Source organism: Nostoc sp. DedQUE02 (assembly GCF_034531035.1).
GTDB lineage: Bacteria > Cyanobacteriota > Cyanobacteriia > Cyanobacteriales > Nostocaceae > Nostoc.
Genome location: NZ_JAVRBY020000004.1, coordinates 226,460 through 244,221 on the forward strand (window position 1 = coordinate 226,460; position 17,762 = coordinate 244,221).

Consider the following 17,762-nt stretch of genomic DNA (forward strand, 5'->3'; position numbering starts at 1 on the left):
TTTATCTGTCTTGGGTAAATAGTCCAGCAAATTTGGAGATGGACATGACTCACTTTTATTTTCCCATCCTCTGACTCTGTATTCTGACATTGATGGTCTACCATCTGCTGTTTTAAATGTCAGTTTGGACTGGTTATGAGGGAAACATGGATTTCTGAATTGAAGCGATCGCTTGTTTCAAGCGAAATTTGACACGAGTGGAATCGGTAATACAGGTGTTAAAACTCACATTTCGCACCCTCAGATATCACAACATTTGATAAACACGAAGAAGGGTTGGGGAAGAGGTCAAAAAAGGACTTGTCGAACTCACGTTAAGACAATACGCTTGGGATAAGCTTTTTTCTCCCCCTCTGCTTCCCCGCTTCTCCTGCTCCACGGCAGTTGCTCCACTTGGGGAAACCCCTGCGTACCCGTCACTGCCTCCCCTGCCTGCCTCAACAAATAAATTTCTAACTGTATTGGCTCCTAAATTTCATATCACTAATCAGTCTTTCACCCTTAACTGAACTGTATTGGTTTATTAGGCTGTAACTTAGTTCAGAGACATATCAGCCCAAATCATAAATTGGGATGGAATTTAAAAAAAAGTAAATAGACGAATATAACCTCTGTTGCGATCGCAATGGCAATTTTTTCTAAAAAATTGCCACGTTGTGTGCATCTAAATTCTAAGATATGTCTAAAAAAATAGTTCAAGTCACATACAATTACCTAAAAACCCGAAAAAATTTGTAAAAAAAATTCTATGATTAAGTCACGTCAAATATTTGAGGATACAAAAAAATTGTCAAGGCTTTTTTGTAGCTTTTTTGGCCTGGGCTGGCTGCTATGCATACAAAGCAGCCTACATTCAATACTTGTCGGGTTTTGGGGAAAAGGGGAAAGAAAAAACCTTTAACCTTTACCCTTTAACCTTTTCCCCAAACCCAATTCCGAGTTAAAAATGCAAAACTCAAGCAGTATTGAACCTACATTGAGTTTCAAAACTTAATAGTGTAAGAAAATGTCATGCTGAATCAGAGCGGATGAGTAATGACTATAGATGAACTAGTATTGCTACTAAAAGCCAGTCAAGCAACCGGTTTAACGACGCTCCAAGAATTGATATTGCGTTCTTCGTGGGAAGGAAAAACTTACACCAATATAGCCTGCGAAGCACACTATGGCGAGGAAGGTGTGAAGAAAATTGCTGCTCATTTATGGCAAGTATTGAGTAATTTTTCCAAAGAACCGATAAATAAATCCAACTTTCGCCAGACTCTAGAAAATCACCCTTTTAGCGAAACGCATCAGCAATTAATCAAGGAATTCAATCGAGCAGCCACGGCGGTATCCTTAGAATTTCCTAGTGGTACTGTATCCCTTAATTCCAGATTTTACATTCCTCGCCCACCAATTGAAGAACTCGCTTACGCAGAAATAGCTGAACCTGCGAGTGCCATTTGCATTAAAGCACCCAAGAAGATGGGGAAAAGCTCTTTGATTTTGCGGTTGCTTGCACGCGCTAACAATCAAGGCTTTCATACTGTAACTTTGGATTTTCAGCAAGCAGACAAAGCAGTATTTACTAGTTTGGATAAATTTTTGCGCTGGTTCTGTACGAATGTTAGTCGGGAGTTACAGCTAGAACCAAAGCTCAATGATTATTGGAATGAAGATATGGGTAGCAAAGTCAGCTGCTCTATATATTTCCAACAGTATTTACTGTCTGCGCTCTCAAGTCCCCTGGTTTTAGTATTAAATGAGGTGGATTGGGCGTTTGAGTATCAAGAAATTGCTGGAGAATTTCTACCATTAGTGCGATCGTGGCATGAACAAGCCAAAAGGGTAGAAATTTGGCAAAAATTGCGTCTGGTTTTGGTTTACTCAACGGAAATTCTTGTTCCCACGAAACTGACTCAATCGCCATTTAATATTGGTTTGACAATTAATTTACCTCCTTTTACGAAAGAGCAGGTGCAGGATTTAGCACAACGTCACGGGTTGGATTGGACAGATGATAATGCCGATATTTTAATGGCAATGGTAGGAGGAAACCCTTATTTGCTGCGATTGGCATTGTATCACCTTGTCGGTAAAGGTGGATTACAAGGGGATTTAGGGGAGTTATTGCAACAAGCAACAACAGAAGCCGGAATCTATCACGAGTATTTAAAGCAGTATGTGGTAGTACTACGAGATCAGCCAGAATTGGCAGATGCTTTTTATGAAGTGATTAATACTACAAATTATGTGAAATTAGAGCCAGCATTGGCATATAAATTACAGAGTATAGGGCTAATTAATTTAGAAGGCGATCGCAGCACTGTTGCGTGTGAATTATATCGGTTATATTTCCGAGAATATCTGAAAAAAGTGATACATCCGGGAATGAAAAGTGCAACTTTAGAAAAAATGGAAGTAGCAATCCAAGAAAGTTCAAGTGATTGGATTTGATACAAATATTTTAGTGCGTTACTTGACAAAAGATGATGAAAAGCAGTGGAAGCAAGCTGCTGAAATTATCGAAAGAGGAGAACAATGTTTTGTTGCTAATAGACTTATTAGCATTTGTCGGGAAAAAGGGGAAAGAAACTCAAAATCCTTTCCCTTTAAGCGATTTAACTATTAATAATAACTGCCAGATTTTCGATGCTCCAAAGCAGTAACACCATCATTTTCCAATACTTCACCGTGATTGATAACAGCATAAATTAACCATCTATCGCCACATTCAAGCTGATTTTGTACAGTACATTCTAAATAGGCTAATGCCTCATTTAGAATCAAACAACCATTAAGAGCAGTTTTTGTAGCAAGATTTGCAAAGGGATTATCCCCTAAAGTGCTATGACGAGAAAAATAGCGTCGTAGATTTCTTCCTTCTTTGAGGATATTTAGCACAAATTGATCACCAGGATGATACATTAAATCTGCATTTTGCTCCTGAGCGATCGCAATCATAATTCCTGGTGGGTTAAAAGTTGCTTGAGATATCCAAGAAGTTAAAACCCCTTTGTGAGTTTCTTCATCACGAGTTGTCACAACACATAGAGAACCAATGATCCGCCCCACAGCTTGTTCAGTACGATCTACATGGGTTTCTGTGACAACCTGGCGGGAAGTACGCAGTTTTTTGGTTTTCTTCAAGTTTTGGGCAAAGGAAGCACCTGCTTCTTGACACTGCTGGAGAATCTCAGGAGTAGGACTAAAACGCACCCGAATTGTTTCAAATCCTAGTTGATAATTAGCATCTTTCAGTTTGCTTTCTAGTAAATCAATTGCTTCTCCACTCCAACCGTAAGAACCAAACACCCCTGCTAGTTTAGTTTTAGCCGTGGTTGAGAGGACTATTCCTAAAGCTGTTTGAATTTGAGTCGGTGCATGGCCGCCTAAAGTGGGTGAGCCGATAATAAAACCATCGCAGGTTTCGACAATGCGGGTGATTTCTGCCGAGTCTGTTAGTTCACAGTTAATTGATTTTACATTAATTCCATTTTGAATCAAACCTTGAGTGATCGCATTTGCCAAAATTGCCGTATTTCCATAAGCAGAAGCATAAAGTAAAGCAACACTCAACTCCTGAGATTTTTGCCCTTGACACCATTGACGGTAATCATAAGTAAAACGACTCAGGCTATAGCGAACAACCGGGCCGTGCGCTGGGGCGTAACATCTGGCGGACAAAACCGATATTTTATCTAAGGCTACTTCAACTTGTTTGGCTTGGGGCGCATGGAGACATTCAAAATAATAACGACGTTCCGCATCTAATCCCTTCCAATCTTCATCAAACAAGGTATCTTCGCAAATATGAGCGCCAAAAAGTTTGTCTGTGTAGAGAATTTTGGTGGCGGGATCGTAAGTACAAAGTCCATCCACCCAACGGGGAGTTGGTACGGTAATAAATGATAGATTATGTCCTTGTCCTAAATCTAGAGTATCCTGCGATCGCACCGCTTGAATACGCGATTCCCATTCAGGAAAGGCGGTTTTGAGAGCATTGGCGGCGGGGCGAGAACAAATTAGAATAACTTGAGGAACTTGAGAGAGCAATACTTGCAAAGTAGCTCGGCGGTTGGGGTTGACATGACCGAGAACAATGTAATCTAGGGTGGTAAAGTCTAGATGTTGTGCTAGTTGCTGAAGGTAAATTTCGGTAAAGGATTCACCAGGAGGGTCAATTAAAGCCTTTTTATCAGCTTGAATCAGATAAGAATTCGCCGTAGTTCCCTGTTGGCGGGAATACTCTACCTCAAATTTTAGTCGTTCCCAAGTCCGCGATCGCAGAATCACAGTATTTTTACCAATTTCAGCAACTTGCACATCTCTAGGATGGCTGGTAGTTAAAGTATTTGCAGACATAATAACCTCTATAATGGGACATTGGGCATTGGGCATTGGGCATTGGGAGAAGATTCTATTTCTTAGAGGATGTCTGAGAAGTATTAAATATTTCGCTTGATCCCCTTAAAAAGGGCGGGAGCCGGAATCAAAGTCCCCCTTTTTAAGGGGGATTTAGGGGGATCTACAAGTCTCAAATACAACACCAAAAAGTTTTCAGACATCCTCTTACAGACGAATTAATCACGTCTCTACTGACTCCCTACTCTTAATGACCATTGGTTTGTATTAATTCAGATTTGGCTCTATTCCTATAGCGTTTAGATATTTCTTGTTCCGGGTCGATACCTTCAAAGGTTGGGGGTAGCCAAACTCGGAGGAACTGTAGTACTCCCAGTACTAATAAAAAGGCGCAAGTTGCTAAAACTTGACTCCAACTTGTTTCTAGAACACCTTTAACAATGACTTCTCGCAAGGCAGAAACGATAGAAACTTCAACAGCTACTCCAATAGATACTCTATGTTCCTGTAGGTAAATAATCAGCAGTCGAAATAACTCAACCAAGATAAGTAAAAAGAGAATATCGGCAGTAACAGCATGAAAATCTAGAGGTGGAAGCAAGGAAAGAAACATATCTTTCACCTGAAGCACCATGAAGCTGAATAAACCGATACACAAAGAAATTACAATCACATCTTGGATAAATTCTAAGGTTCGGACGACGCGCCCTCGATTGATTTCGTACATACTAACTGGAGTATTGTCAACAGATTTATACATAGTTTTTTGGGAGTGGGGAGTAGAGGAGCAGGGGAGCAGGGGAGCAGGGGAGCAGGGGAGCAGGGGAGCAGGGGAGCAGGGGAGGAGAGTTTTCCCCTCAGCAAGAGCAGCACCCTGCCCCTCTGCCTCTTTTCAATGCCCAATTTAGTAATGATTGCCAATTTTGCGGTGATGGGCGGCGGTAAGCGCATTTAGCTTGGCAACTCTTCCAGTTTGGACTGTGCTATAAATTACCCAATGATCTCCACAGTCCATACGGCTAGTAATTTCACATTCCATATAAGCTAAAGCTTCAGCAAGAACGGGCGATTGATTGTTAGCTGGATATGTTTTCACTCCAGCAAAACGGTCTGCACCGGGAGCAAAACGCTTTAGGAAATGTTTCATTAATCCTTGATATTTGCCTTCTTCTAAAACGTTTAAAACAAAGCGATCGCCAACGTGCATCAAGGATTCAATTGCCCGATCTTTGGATACTGCGATCGCTACCCCTAAAGGTTCACGACTTGCTTGTGTCACCCACGAAGCCAGCATTGCACTTTGAATTTCTCCTTTTTTGGCAGTGATAATGTATAATCCGGTGCTAATACGTCCTAAAGCTTTTTCTAGCTCGGTATTGATAGATTTGATCTGTTTAATGGTGCGATCACGGTTCAACCATTGACCCATATCTGTCCCCGCTTCATCACAAAGCTGTTCCGTTACTTGGGTAGGAATTTCCTTAATTAAGATCGGTGGAAAGGCTTCAATTAATCCTAGTTCTTGAAACTTATTGCGTAAGGGATAAACTGGTTCATCTTCTCCTCCTCCTGACTCTAATAAACCAATTGCCTGTTTCTTATGAACAGCAGCTAAAATTGTACTTAAAGCAGCTTGAGCGATCGCCGAAGATTGGGCTGGCATTCCAATTATTAAACCAGAAGCTTGTGCAACTAATTCTCGAACTTCTTGAGGCTCGGCACTATTGAGGTCTACTAATTCTACTGCTACGCCTGTTTTCGCACATCCATGTGCTATTGTCCGAATTAAATGCTCACTATGCCCGTAATCTTCAACATAAAATAGAGCCACTAATGTCTCTGTTTTTGCTTGTTCTAAACTCCAGTTTTGATACCATCCGAGCCATTCGGAAACATAGTTTTGTAATAAAGGGCCGTGTCCTGTGGCAACTGTGACTATTTCTAACTTTTCAATCCGCTTTAACGCTGCCAAAACAGAGCGAGCATTTGGCCCCATCAGACAATCATAGTAATATTTAAAATCCTCCTCTAGTAAGGTAATATTTTCATCATAAGTATGGTCATCACAGTAGTGCATTCCAAACACATCACAGGTGTAGAGAGTGCAAGTCTTGTGGTCATAAGTCAAGATGGTGTCAGGCCAGTGTAAATTAGGTGCAGAGACAAATTCTAATTCGTGTCCGTTGCCTAAATCTAATCGTTCTCCACTTTTCACCTGCATTGATTTAAAAGGCTGGTGAACCATATTTTCTAAAAATTGAATAGCTACCTTAGCACCAACAACAGTAATGGCAGGAGCTAATTGTAAAATATTTTTTACTAAACCACTGTGGTCGGGTTCTGTGTGGCTAATAATTAAATAATCAATTTTAGCCGGATCAATTAATCCCGCCACTATCTCAAGATATAGTTGCTCAAACTTGCGGTGAGATGTGTCAACTAAGGCAATTTTTTCTCCCTGAATTAAGAAAGAATTATAGGTTGTCCCATTCCGTAAACCAAACTCGATATCAAAACGGTCTCTATCCCAGTCGAGACAACGAATAGCTGTCGTTTGAGGAGCAATTTCAGCAGTTTGAATCGTCAAACGTCCGGGATTGGGAATAACTTGAGTAAGCTCTGTGAGTGCAACCATAATTTTTCCCCAAAAAATATTATCTATCTGGAGCGAGTGTTATGTTTCTTATATTTACCTGAAATCCTCAATTAGTAAAATGCCGATTCCTAAAGCTAATCATCAGAAAGATTTATTCTTTATTTTGATTGAACTACCATTGAATTAATCAATGTTTACCATTACTTTTATGTTAAATAATTAAGATGAGAGAATGTAAATTCTAAGTTAGAATCTTGACAGATGTCGTTAATCTTTTTTCCTCCTCCTTTACAACAAATCAACAGCGAAATCGCCCGTCATGCTGGTGTTGAGTTGTATGTGCTGCGCCTCGATCTCATGCACCCTCTAGTTAACGGCAACAAGTGGTTCAAGCTAAAATACAATCTTTTGGAGGCCAAGAAGAAAAACTTCACGACGCTGCTGACTTTTGGCGGTGCTTATTCTAATCACATCTATGCAACTGCGGCGGCTGGTAATCTTTTCGGTTTTCGCACCATTGGTGTAATTCGTGGAGAGGAGAGGCTACCACTGAATCCGACGCTGAGTTTTGCTGTACAGCAGGGTATGCAACTTGTGTACCTGAACCGCGAAACATATCGACAGCGAAACACCTCAGCGCTACAAGAATATCTGCAACAACGCTTTGGCGAGGTTTTTATCATTCCCGAAGGCGGCAGTAATTTAAATGGTGTGCGCGGCTGCACAGAGATAATTGGTGATGCGATGCCTACGGTGGTCACTGAGCTTTGTCGAAGTGCTGGCTACGCCTACAAATTTGATCGTATATGCGTCGCCTGCGGTACGGCTACTACATTGGCTGGGATTACGCTTTCGTTACATCAAGGACAAAAAGCGATCGCTTTTCCCGTTCTGAAAAATGGTGCATTTCTTGCACAAGAAATTGAAACTCTATTGACAAATTACCTCACTTCTGGTTTACCCGCGCCATATAGTTCTCCGGCTAGCTGGGAATTAGTGTGTGATTACCATTTTGGCGGCTATGCAAAAGTTAACGATGAACTACTACTGTTTAGCCAGCAGTTCCGAGAGGAGCATGGCGTACCCCTTGATTATGTATATACCGCTAAATTGTTTTACGGAGTGATGGATTTACTCAAGCAGGGATTTTTTTCTAGAGGTAATTCCTTGCTGCTGGTACACACAGGAGGCTTACAGGGTAATGTTGGTATAGAGTCTCCAGAAATTAGTTATGCGTTGCCCGAAATCCTTGCTAGGGACAATTCATGAATTGTCCCTACATCATTGTCGGAGATGTCTCAAGCATTTTTCTCACTAAATGGCAACTCTGCATTAATTGCCTCAATCTCCTGTTGTTCGAGTTGATTTACTTCCTTAATATAAGGACGTAAAATTTGTCCTAAACGATTATTGTAAAAACGGTGCAGACTGTGATTGGGCATAGCGGGGAAACCGCGCCGTTTTTTGTGTCGCCCGCCTGCGCCAGGGTCAAAATTTTGGATTCCGTTAGCGATCGCCCACTCAATGGGTGCATAATAGCAAACATCAAAATGTAAGCAATCTATTTCTTGAAAACTTCCCCAATAGCGTCCATAGAGTTTGTCACCTTTATACAAACAAAAGGACATCCCTAAAGGATGAGAGTTATCTTCCTCGCTATATGCAGCAACAAACAAGACTCGATGGCGATAATCAGAGTGTAGCTGCTCAAAAAAGCGTTTTGTCAGATACTTGCTACCCCACCAGCCAAACTTATCACAAGTGTCAGCATAAAATCGGTACATCAAGGGAAACAAAGACTGAGGAATTTGATCGCCAGTCAGGGGTTGTAATCGTAAACCTGCTTTTTCCACAGCTTTGCGTTCCCGCTTAATATTACGGCGCTGATTGGCGTTAAATACCTTCAAGTAATCATCAAAAGTTTTAAAGCCAACATTTTCCCAGATGTAACTGTGATGCAGCCAAGTTGTAAAGCCATGCCGTTCCAGAATAGGACGCCATTGGGGATCAACGTAGAGAAAATGACACCCAGAAATTCCATTTTTGGAGCAAAAAGTGTCAATTTCATGCACCATAATCGCTGTGATTTCATCCTCATCTTCTCCTGGGGCGACTAAAAACCGATAGCCTTCAGCCGGAGTAAATGGTGTCATTCCCAGCAATTTTGGATAATATTGGACTCCAATGCGATCGGCTAACTCTGCCCATTGGTGATCGAAAACAAACTCACCAGAACTATGTCCTTTGAGATAAAGTGGTGCAGCAGCAATCAGCGTTCTATCTCGCCACAATGTCAAGTGATTTGGCAGCCAACCGGTTTTAGCTGTAGCACTTTGGGAAGTTTCGATATTGTTGAGCCACTCCCATTCTAAAAATGGCGTTTTAAGTGGCATTGCCAAAGCATTCCAGGCATTTTGGGGTACTTCAGCGATTTTGTTCGTCCAAAGGACAGAATAGCGAGGCTTCAGTTGTTCCACAATTAGGGGGATTGGGGATTGAGGACTAGGGACTAAGGACTAGGGACTGGGGTATGAAGGAGACAAGAAGGACAAGGAAATAACCAATGCCCAATCCTCAGCGATGCACTGAGCTTGTCGAAGTGTCCCCAATCCCGAATAACTTAACTTAGCGTAATCTAATCTGCGAATCGTTGCAGGCGATAGTGCAAAAACACTTCTTGCTCAACTGTATGAACTTCTAGAAGTTGCAACTTGGGAGCTAAATCGGGTAAAAATCCTTTCCCGTCTACAGGTGTGGGTGCGGTATTACCACCTAAAATCAGTGGACAGACAGTTAGCCATAATTCATCAATTAAATCTAATTCCAGTAAGGAAGCGACTAATTCACCTCCACCTAAAACCACCAAGCGTGTTATATGTAGAATGGCTAGTTGCTTCAAAGCTGCGGGAATATCTATTTCTCGCGTTGGTGTTTCAAAAACCAGAATCTGCTCAAATTCTGGAGGACGCTCCTTTACTCCGATTCCCAAAGTTGAGGGTAGCGTCTGTAAGCGTCCTTTCCACGAAATTGCTCCTGCTGTTGTCGTGAGTAGCCAACGTCTAACTGGTTGCTTAAAAAAGTGAATTTCCGGATTAAGGTTTGCCGAGCGTGTAGTCACTATATGAACTGGCTGCGGCGGCTTCCCTCCTTCAGTTCGAAGTTGCACTAAAGTTGGATCTGATACTGTAAGTGTTGTTCCATAAGCGCCCAGAGTACCAGCACCGAATAAAACGGCATCAGAGGCAGCGATTTGTTTTTCTAAGTGTACTTTATCAACCTTTGAGCCAAACCGAGCAGGCGATCGCCTAAAATCTGCTATCTTGCCATCTGCACTCATTGCTAAAACAACTGTGGTATGAGGACGATGTTGCAACATTAAATTGAAATTGATTTGATAGGTTTAATATTTTCTTTCAGCCTATGTAAATTCTCAAAAAACCATGCTTGCAAGCTACTGTTTCAAAATTTTACCATCGTATTTATATGGAACATAAATTGCTTCTACATCTAGCATATACAATTTTTGGTATACCACGTTTCTTTTTGAATCATAGCAATTTGTTATTTTTAAACATTGAAAATAAAATTCTGATAATTTAATAAAATGTCTCATCTAGCTGGTCTAATTACATATCTTTGCTGTTGTGGTTTGCAGATGCAAAGTGAGACACTCGATGACTAATTCCCGTCAATCTTCCTTTCGTCGAATTTTAGTAACGAGAATATTGCTGGTGTTTGTTCCAGTTTTACTTATAGGCGAGATTGTTGCCTTGAATAAGGCACGTTCTAGCATATTGGGAACTGCACAGCAAAATTTAACAGAAAGCGCTGTCAGCAAAGGCGAGAGAATTGGAGATGCGATCGCAATCTTAAAAGCTAATCTGCTGAGTGTAAGTAAAACAACAGTTATTCCGTCGGATTCGCCAAGACAAGAGCAAGAAATTCTCACCCAGTTAAAGCAACAACTTCCAAGTAATATTGAGTGCATCCAATTAACGAATATCCTCAACCAGAAAATAATTGCCAGTAGCTGTGGGGATCAAGCAATTGGAAAATTGAAATTACCTTTGCCTAGTGACGGAATTTATGTTAAAGCAATCTTGCCACCAAAGGCAGGAATGACTGGAAAAAGAAACACACAAAATCAACTGCAATTAGTTTTATCTACACCGATCTTTGATAAACAAAAAAATTCAGTTTATAGCTTAAGTATTCAGTCTGCATTCTCCGAACAAACCAGAAATCCGCCGGGATCGCTCAAAGGCGCGATGGTAGTAATTGCTGAAGATGGCACAATTTTGGCACACCCATTCACAGACTGGGTGGGAACTAATATCAATCAACACCCAAATTCTTCCCAACTCAAGAGCATAATTAAAAATGCCTTGGGGCAGCCTAACCCAGGTATCGCGGGACTCAACGATTCAATAAATTTGTCTTTTACAGATGGAAAAGAATTAGTAGCTGGCTATACGGCTATTCCAAGTCCACTCACCCAACAGCAGCAGGAAAAATGGATTGTCTTAGCTGTTACTAGTGTTGAGAATGCGCTTTTTGGTTTAGAAGAAATCAAACTAATTCTCATTGTTTTGACAGTTGGTTTGATTGGTGCAAGTTTGTTAGCATCGCTATATTTAGCTCCTTACTTGGCACGTCCTGTAGAAGAATTGCGAGACTACGCTCTCAATATTCACTCTCACCACGCAGCACAACCAGTTCCGCACAATTTTCAGATCCGGGAATTCAATCAATTGGCCCAAGCATTAGACCAAATGGTAGAACGGCTCAAAGCTGGCTCAGAAGAACTAGAAATAGCTTGGAAAGAAGCAAAAACTGCTAACCAAATCAAAAGCCAATTTTTGGCTACGACTTCCCATGAATTGAGAAACCCATTAAATATTATTATTAACTGCATTCGCCTGGTTGAAGAGGGCTTATGTGATGACCGGGAAGAAGAAATGGAGTTTCTCAAACGTGCAGATGAAACAACGATTCACTTGCTAGGTATTATTAATGATTTACTCGACATTTCTAAAATCGAAGCAGGTAAGCTTTCAGTTGTCTCCACACCGATTGACCTCCGACAAATATTGTTAGAGGTAATTAATTTACAATCAGTTAATGTTCAACAAAAAGGCTTGCAGTTGAAATGTGAGTTAGCTCCTAAACAGATACCAATTAAGGCAGATGCGGCAAAACTAAAGCAGGTGCTAATTAATGTTATTGGGAACGCCACCAAGTTCACCGACACAGGCAGCATCACCATTGCTACAGAAATTCAATATAGTCATGGTAAACCTCAGGTGGTAGTTGCTGTCAAAGATACAGGTATAGGTATTGATCCAACTCAACAGCACAAACTATTTCGTCCCTTTGTGATGGTGAATGGCACAAGCACACGCCAGTTTGAAGGTACTGGACTGGGACTAGCAATTTCACGAAACTTAATTGAACTTATGGGAGGCAGCATTACTCTTGAGAGTGCAGGACTTCATCAAGGTACGACACTGAAAATTACCATACCTTTGATTGATATCTCGCTGTTAACTGTTGCCAATAAAGAAGGAAATGTCGGGGATCTGGAATTATCCTCTGGAAATGAGGTGGCAAAAGCAAGTCGCTACCCTAGCCGACAAGAGTCTGGGGAAAGCCTCTCTGTTGAGATCAACAAATCTGTAAAAGCAGAGGTAGACAAAGATAAATTCCCGAAATCCCAATTGCTAGTTGGTAAGGATACTTGCGAGATTCGTCTTTCATCGCTGCAAACTATCCTGGTAAGTCTTCCAAAAGGAGGAGTTTATGCAAATTGGACTTTTGAGAGGTAATCGTTGCGGCGCTGCAATGCAAGAATGGTCTAAACCTTAGCTATCCGCTAACAAAAAAGAGGAAATGTTTTGCCCAATGCCCAATCCTTCACAAGATCCTCAAATTGTTTTACTAAATTTCAAGTTTGGGTAATGTTGGCAAAATAGGGTTAATCGGGCTAATGAATATTGTTAGGAAGATTAATGATGAGTTAGCGATCGCAGGACAAATTACACTACATCAACTACAACAAATCTGTGATCAGGGCTATAGGTCTGTACTGAACCTACGTTTGCCTGACGAAATAGGGTTTCTGGCTAATGAACAGGAAAAGACTGAGCTTTTGGGATTGTATTACCTTAACTTCCCAGCTACATCTGAATACATTAATCATCAAAGTGCGCTCCAGATATATCAGACCATCACTGAATTACCCAAACCAATGCTGATACATTGTGATAATTCAATTCGTTCAGCCACAATCGCATTGTTGTATATCGCCCTCAAACAGGGTATAACATTTGAAAAAGCATTGCAAAAAATTATTAGTTTAGGCTTGATATAGCTATATATTAATGAACATCCTTAGCTATATTAATTAGACATCTGGTGAAATGAAATATGCGTTATCCCAAACTCTTGTAGAGACGTAGCACTGCCACGTCTCTATATTCTTTTTCATATTACTTAGACTCACCACTGATTGCGTAGCTGGCTCCACCAGTCGCACGGAATTCAATTCAGAATTCTGGCTCACCTCGACTACGCTCAACGACCACCTGACTCTTGAATTCTCATGTATTAAGCCTTGATCGCCCCAAATAACTAAACCTACGCTGAAATTAGTGATAACTGCTAAACTTCAAAAGCTAAAATCGTCCAAGTAGGGAATCTAAAATCAAACCCAACTTTAGAAATTAGGAGCAAGAGCGTGAATTTGGACGATTTAGCCTTGCAGATACAGAATATACGTCAGCGCGTTGCCCTTTTGCAACGCCAGAGTGAACAGCAAAAAGCAGCAGAAAGTATTGAACTCGTTACCGCAGTCTTCAAAGAAGTCTACTTAGCTTTGGAAGAACTACAATTAGCAAATGAAGATTTAAAGCAACAGAATGAAGAATTATCCAACACTCAGCAGGCACTGGTAGCACAAGGCCAACGCTACCAAGAACTGTTTGAGGAAGTACCAGACGCTTATTTTGTGACTGATACAAAAGGGGTAATTCAGGAAGCTAACTCAGCCGCCACTAATCTACTCAACGTTTCCAAAAGTTTGTTGTTGGGCAAACCTTTAGGGATTTTTGTGCTAGAGAAAGAAATCATTGCTTTTCATTTGAAACTGACTCATCTGCGCGATCGCACCCAATTCCCAGACTGGAAAATGCAAGAATGGGAAGTAAACCTACGACCGCGTGACAAAAGACCTATTATTGCTGCGGTTAAGGTGGTTGCTATCCGCGATCAACATAGTGAGTTAGTTAGTCTGCGCTGGATATTGCGGGACATTAGCGAAAGTAAACGAACCCAAGCCAAGCTGCAATGGGCAGAACAGGCGATGCGACAAGCGCTTGCCAAAGAAAGAGAGTTTAGTGAACTTAAATCTCGCTTACTCACCATCTCCTCCCATGAGTTTCGCACCCCTTTGGCTACCATCCACTCTTCTGCGGAACTACTAGAACATTATCGCCATCTGTGGAGCGAAGAACGACAACAAACCCACCTACGTCGCATTCAAGCATCAGTTATGCATATAACCCAGTTGTTGAATGATGTATTGGTGCTGAATCAGGATGAAACAGGTAAGTTAGAGTTTAATCCAACACCCATAAATTTGATGGAATTTTGCCGCGATCTCTTAGAAGAATTACAACAGAGCGATCGCTCACAACACGCGATCGATTTTAGCAGCAAGTGCCAATGCCCAATAGCTAACTTAGATGCTAAACTACTGCGGCAAATTTTGAGTAATTTATTGTCGAATTGTCTAAAATACTCTCCCATTGCTAGTACAGTTAATTTTTCTCTCACCACTACCAACGATCAAGCTATATTCCAGACTCAAGACTCTGGGATCGGCATTCCTCCTACTGACATTGAACACATCTATGAACCCTTCCATCGCGCTAGTAATACAGACAATATCCCCGGAATGGGATTAGGGCTGTCCATCGTCAAGCAAGCTGTAGATTTGCATGGTGGCGAGATTACGGTCGAAAGTGCGATCGGCGTGGGAACTACCTTTACAGTCATTCTGCCATTTTCGAGAAATTTGTATGTATAGCGGCTTGCATTAAAGCTGCTTTTATCTCTGATTTTTTTACTACTGTCCAATAATCAATCACTTTTATTTATTGAATTTAAAAAAAAAAGTAATTGCTTCTATACAGAAAGGTCTTTAAAGTAGAGTTAGCCGGTCAACGATAAGTTGATTGTAAAGTTTTCTTAACATTGGCTTAAGAAAACAGACTCCAAGACTCTGTATTTTTAGGTGTGAGTTTAAAATATTACGCCTGTGGTAATCTCTAATAAATCAGAATACGCACTTTTAGCCCTGTTAGAGTTGGCAAGCTGCTACCCTAAAGGTGAAGCCCTGCAAATTCGAGAAATAGCGGCATTGCAAGATATACCGAATCGGTATTTAGAACAACTCCTCGCAACATTAAGACGTGGAGGTTTAATTAAGAGTATACGCGGAGCCAAAGGTGGCTATGTTCTGGCGCGAGATCCCGCAAAGATCACAGTGTTTGATGCTTTTAGCTGCATGGAAGGGTCAGATATTGTTGTCTCTCCTTGTGAGCCGACTCCCAACACGGTAGAAGGTGAGATCATTCAGGAAGTCTGGCAGGAAGCACGTCAGGCCGCTAACTCTGTTTTGGAAAAATATACACTCCAAGACCTTTGTGAACGAAGAGCAATCCGAGAACAGAAGGAACTAATGTATTATATTTAGGAAGAATGACCTAATAATTCGTACTTCGGCTACGCGGTTCCTGAGCGACTTGTGCCGAGCGAAGTCGAGGTAAGTCGAAGGGCAGTACAAGTTCGTAATTCGTAATTCGTAATGAAGCTCTCTACGAAACGCTGTGTGTAGCTTTCTTGCCTGTCAAGGTATGGGGTGCTACCGCTACGCTAATGTAATTAAAAAGGGTACATGAAAGCAATAACGAGATAACCTGTGAGGCTGTTATATGCCTGAAGTCAATTCTCAACAGATTATAAATAGTGCCGCTACTCTTGTGGAGAGTTATGCAGCAGGAAAACGAGACTTTAGTAAAGCAGAACTGGGTAATGCTGATTTGCAAAGCATTAACTTGAAAGGATCTGACCTTAGTTATGCTGATTTGAGTGAAGCTAATCTGAGTGGCGCTAATTTGAGGGGAAGTGATTTGAGTTTTGCCGATCTGAGTCAAGCTAATCTCAAGGATGCCGATCTGAGGGGAGCATTATTAATGTCAGCAAATCTCCGCCGAGCCGATCTCAAAGGAGCGAACCTGGAAAAAGCAGACTGCGATCGCAGCACCCATTTTCCCCAAGATTTCGACCCAGTGAAAGCGGGTATGCAGATTAAAATTGAAGATTAGACATAGAAAAATCTAGAAAAGTAGCAGTGCTACGTCACTACAAGGGTTCTGGATCAGGCATATTTAAGTTGAACGATCCTACTTGCCTCAAGATAGAAGATATTTCTCTCAAAAGAGTTGTATTTTGGTAAAAAAGCCTATCTATGAGGTTGACAATGGAGGCGAAAAGTGAAATCCTCAACCGACGCGCACCACTAATCACTGCTGGAATTTTTCTTGGTGTGGGTCTTGGAGGGTTTATTGATGGAATTTTACTGCATCAAATCCTCCAGTGGCATCACATGCTCAGTAACATTAGACCTCTGACAAACAGGGCGAATATAGATTTGAACATGGTATGGGATGGCTTCTTTCATACCTTAAATTGGGTATTCACCGTGGCAGGACTTGTGCTACTATGGCGTGCTGGAAGACGTGATGATGTTCCTTGGTCATCACAAACCTTTATTGGATCTATACTGATTGGAACTGGGTTGTTCGACTTTATTGAAGGTTTAATTGACCACCAAATTCTCGGTGTTCATCATGTTAAACCAGGCCCAAATGAGTTAGCTTGGGATCTAGGATTTTTGGCATTGGGTGCGCTACTTGTTGTCATTGGCTGGCTAATGATCAAAAAAGAGTCAAGAGTCATTAGTGATTAGTCATCGGGCATTGGGCAAAACCCTTCGGGTAGGAAAAAGGGAAAAGGAGGGAACTTTCCTTTCCCCTTTGCCCCTTGCCCTTTCCCCTTTGACGTTGCCTGCTCCCCCTGCCTCCCCCACTCCCCTACTCCCTCCTATGACAGATACTTTTGAAAAAACTAGCTGGAGTTGGCAATTATCTCAATTCCAACAACAAGCGGGTGAATGGTGGGAATACCAGTTTTACCGCTTTGAACAGGCTTTACCAGAATTGCCTACTGGATGGTCAATTAGCCCTTGGTTTAGTGAATTGCTGAAATTCTTATTTTGGCTGGTATTGGGATTATTTATAGCGTGGGTGGGTTGGCGATTATGGCGAGAATTCAGTCCCTATATATATTCTTGGCTAAATAAAACTGGCAATTTCACGGACTTTCGCCGAAAAACTCGCTTTAGTGAGTCATCTATTGCCCTTTTGTTGGAGCGATCGCAACAATTTTATCGTCAAGGTAATTTCCGTGAGGCTTGCCGTTGTGTTTATTTAGCGATGTTGCAGCAGTTAGATAAAAATGCAATCGCACCCCACAAACTCAGCCGTACAGATGGAGAATATTTGCAATTACTGCGATCGTCTGTGACTCCCATACAGCCTTATGAAACTTTAATTACCACTCACGAGCAATTATGTTTTGGTAATACCGAGATTTTGTCAGACAATTACGAGCAGTGTCGGCAAGCTTTTCGGGAAATTTCCCCAGAATGAAAAAGAGACGTTGCATTGCAACGTCTCTACACAAAACAAACAATATT

At 41.4% G+C, this 17,762-nt stretch carries 15 protein-coding genes; 10 read left to right on the forward strand and 5 right to left on the reverse strand.

The window, feature by feature from the left end:
- The first annotated feature begins 1,035 nt into the window (after positions 1-1,035).
- Positions 1,036-2,439 (forward strand): AAA-like domain-containing protein, encoded by a 1,404-nt coding sequence (locus tag RMX98_RS06335; RefSeq protein WP_409881163.1) that lies wholly within the window; start codon positions 1,036-1,038, stop codon positions 2,437-2,439.
- On the forward strand, positions 2,426-2,614 hold the full coding sequence (locus RMX98_RS06340; protein ID WP_409881165.1) for a hypothetical protein: 189 nt from the start codon (positions 2,426-2,428) through the stop codon (positions 2,612-2,614). The genes RMX98_RS06335 and RMX98_RS06340 overlap by 14 nt, the downstream gene beginning before the upstream one ends.
- On the opposite strand, the gene RMX98_RS06345 is transcribed toward RMX98_RS06340, so the two are convergent.
- From RMX98_RS06345 to RMX98_RS06355, 3 genes are all read right to left on the reverse strand, one after another.
- Complete coding sequence (locus RMX98_RS06345) at positions 2,611-4,347, reverse strand: diflavin flavoprotein (protein WP_409881167.1); 1,737 nt, start codon at positions 4,345-4,347, stop codon at positions 2,611-2,613. The genes RMX98_RS06340 and RMX98_RS06345 overlap by 4 nt on opposite strands.
- Positions 4,348-4,594: 247 nt before the next feature.
- Complete coding sequence (locus tag RMX98_RS06350; RefSeq protein WP_409881168.1) at positions 4,595-5,107, reverse strand: phosphate-starvation-inducible PsiE family protein; 513 nt, start codon at positions 5,105-5,107, stop codon at positions 4,595-4,597.
- Between the two features lie 144 nt (positions 5,108-5,251).
- Positions 5,252-6,982 carry a diflavin flavoprotein gene (locus tag RMX98_RS06355; protein WP_409881169.1) on the reverse strand — a complete coding sequence of 577 codons (1,731 nt, stop codon included), beginning with the start codon at positions 6,980-6,982 and terminating at the stop codon, positions 5,252-5,254.
- Between the two features lie 222 nt (positions 6,983-7,204).
- Here RMX98_RS06355 and RMX98_RS06360 point away from each other — a divergent pair, with 222 nt between their 5' ends.
- Positions 7,205-8,212, forward strand: coding sequence for a 1-aminocyclopropane-1-carboxylate deaminase/D-cysteine desulfhydrase (locus tag RMX98_RS06360; RefSeq protein WP_409881171.1), 1,008 nt, complete (start codon positions 7,205-7,207; stop codon positions 8,210-8,212).
- Between the two features lie 29 nt (positions 8,213-8,241).
- On the opposite strand, the gene RMX98_RS06365 is transcribed toward RMX98_RS06360, so the two are convergent.
- Positions 8,242-9,423: a GNAT family N-acetyltransferase gene (locus tag RMX98_RS06365; RefSeq protein WP_409881237.1), complete on the reverse strand. Its 1,182-nt coding sequence runs from the start codon at positions 9,421-9,423 to the stop codon at positions 8,242-8,244.
- A gap of 155 nt (positions 9,424-9,578) precedes the next feature.
- Positions 9,579-10,319 carry a RibD family protein gene (locus RMX98_RS06370; protein ID WP_409881172.1) on the reverse strand — a complete coding sequence of 247 codons (741 nt, stop codon included), beginning with the start codon at positions 10,317-10,319 and terminating at the stop codon, positions 9,579-9,581.
- A gap of 298 nt (positions 10,320-10,617) precedes the next feature.
- On the opposite strand from RMX98_RS06370, the gene RMX98_RS06375 reads away from it, so the two are divergent.
- From RMX98_RS06375 to RMX98_RS06405, 7 genes are all read left to right on the forward strand, one after another.
- Complete coding sequence (locus tag RMX98_RS06375; RefSeq protein WP_409881174.1) at positions 10,618-12,768, forward strand: ATP-binding protein; 2,151 nt, start codon at positions 10,618-10,620, stop codon at positions 12,766-12,768.
- Between the two features lie 161 nt (positions 12,769-12,929).
- The gene (locus tag RMX98_RS06380; RefSeq protein WP_409881176.1) at positions 12,930-13,313 is read left to right on the forward strand and encodes a hypothetical protein; all 384 of its coding nucleotides are present in this window, start codon (positions 12,930-12,932) and stop codon (positions 13,311-13,313) included.
- A 366-nt stretch (positions 13,314-13,679) separates the two neighbouring features.
- Positions 13,680-15,029, forward strand: coding sequence for an ATP-binding protein (locus tag RMX98_RS06385; protein ID WP_409881177.1), 1,350 nt, complete (start codon positions 13,680-13,682; stop codon positions 15,027-15,029).
- Positions 15,030-15,260: 231 nt separating this feature from the next.
- Positions 15,261-15,698, forward strand: coding sequence for an RrF2 family transcriptional regulator (locus tag RMX98_RS06390; RefSeq protein WP_409881178.1), 438 nt, complete (start codon positions 15,261-15,263; stop codon positions 15,696-15,698).
- A gap of 238 nt (positions 15,699-15,936) precedes the next feature.
- Positions 15,937-16,329, forward strand: coding sequence for a pentapeptide repeat-containing protein (locus RMX98_RS06395; RefSeq protein WP_409881179.1), 393 nt, complete (start codon positions 15,937-15,939; stop codon positions 16,327-16,329).
- 155 nt (positions 16,330-16,484) lie between these two features.
- On the forward strand, positions 16,485-16,973 hold the full coding sequence (locus RMX98_RS06400) for a DUF2243 domain-containing protein (RefSeq protein WP_409881238.1): 489 nt from the start codon (positions 16,485-16,487) through the stop codon (positions 16,971-16,973).
- 136 nt (positions 16,974-17,109) lie between these two features.
- Entirely contained in the window at positions 17,110-17,715 is a 606-nt protein-coding gene (locus RMX98_RS06405; protein WP_409881180.1) for a DUF4129 domain-containing protein, read from the forward strand.
- The last annotated feature ends 47 nt before the right edge of the window (positions 17,716-17,762 follow it).

Bases quoted from the DNA above. Each gene is read 5' to 3' on its own strand.
- RMX98_RS06335 (WP_409881163.1), top strand. From the start codon at position 1,036: ATGACTATAGATGAACTAGTATTGCTACTAAAAGCCAGTCAAGCAACC.
- RMX98_RS06345 (WP_409881167.1), bottom strand. From the start codon at position 4,347: ATGTCTGCAAATACTTTAACTACCAGCCATCCTAGAGATGTGCAAGTT.
- RMX98_RS06350 (WP_409881168.1), bottom strand. From the start codon at position 5,107: ATGTATAAATCTGTTGACAATACTCCAGTTAGTATGTACGAAATCAAT.
- RMX98_RS06355 (WP_409881169.1), bottom strand. From the start codon at position 6,982: ATGGTTGCACTCACAGAGCTTACTCAAGTTATTCCCAATCCCGGACGT.
- RMX98_RS06360 (WP_409881171.1), top strand. From the start codon at position 7,205: ATGTCGTTAATCTTTTTTCCTCCTCCTTTACAACAAATCAACAGCGAA.
- RMX98_RS06370 (WP_409881172.1), bottom strand. From the start codon at position 10,319: ATGTTGCAACATCGTCCTCATACCACAGTTGTTTTAGCAATGAGTGCA.
- RMX98_RS06375 (WP_409881174.1), top strand. From the start codon at position 10,618: ATGACTAATTCCCGTCAATCTTCCTTTCGTCGAATTTTAGTAACGAGA.
- RMX98_RS06380 (WP_409881176.1), top strand. From the start codon at position 12,930: ATGAATATTGTTAGGAAGATTAATGATGAGTTAGCGATCGCAGGACAA.
- RMX98_RS06395 (WP_409881179.1), top strand. From the start codon at position 15,937: ATGCCTGAAGTCAATTCTCAACAGATTATAAATAGTGCCGCTACTCTT.
- RMX98_RS06400 (WP_409881238.1), top strand. From the start codon at position 16,485: ATGGAGGCGAAAAGTGAAATCCTCAACCGACGCGCACCACTAATCACT.
- RMX98_RS06405 (WP_409881180.1), top strand. From the start codon at position 17,110: ATGACAGATACTTTTGAAAAAACTAGCTGGAGTTGGCAATTATCTCAA.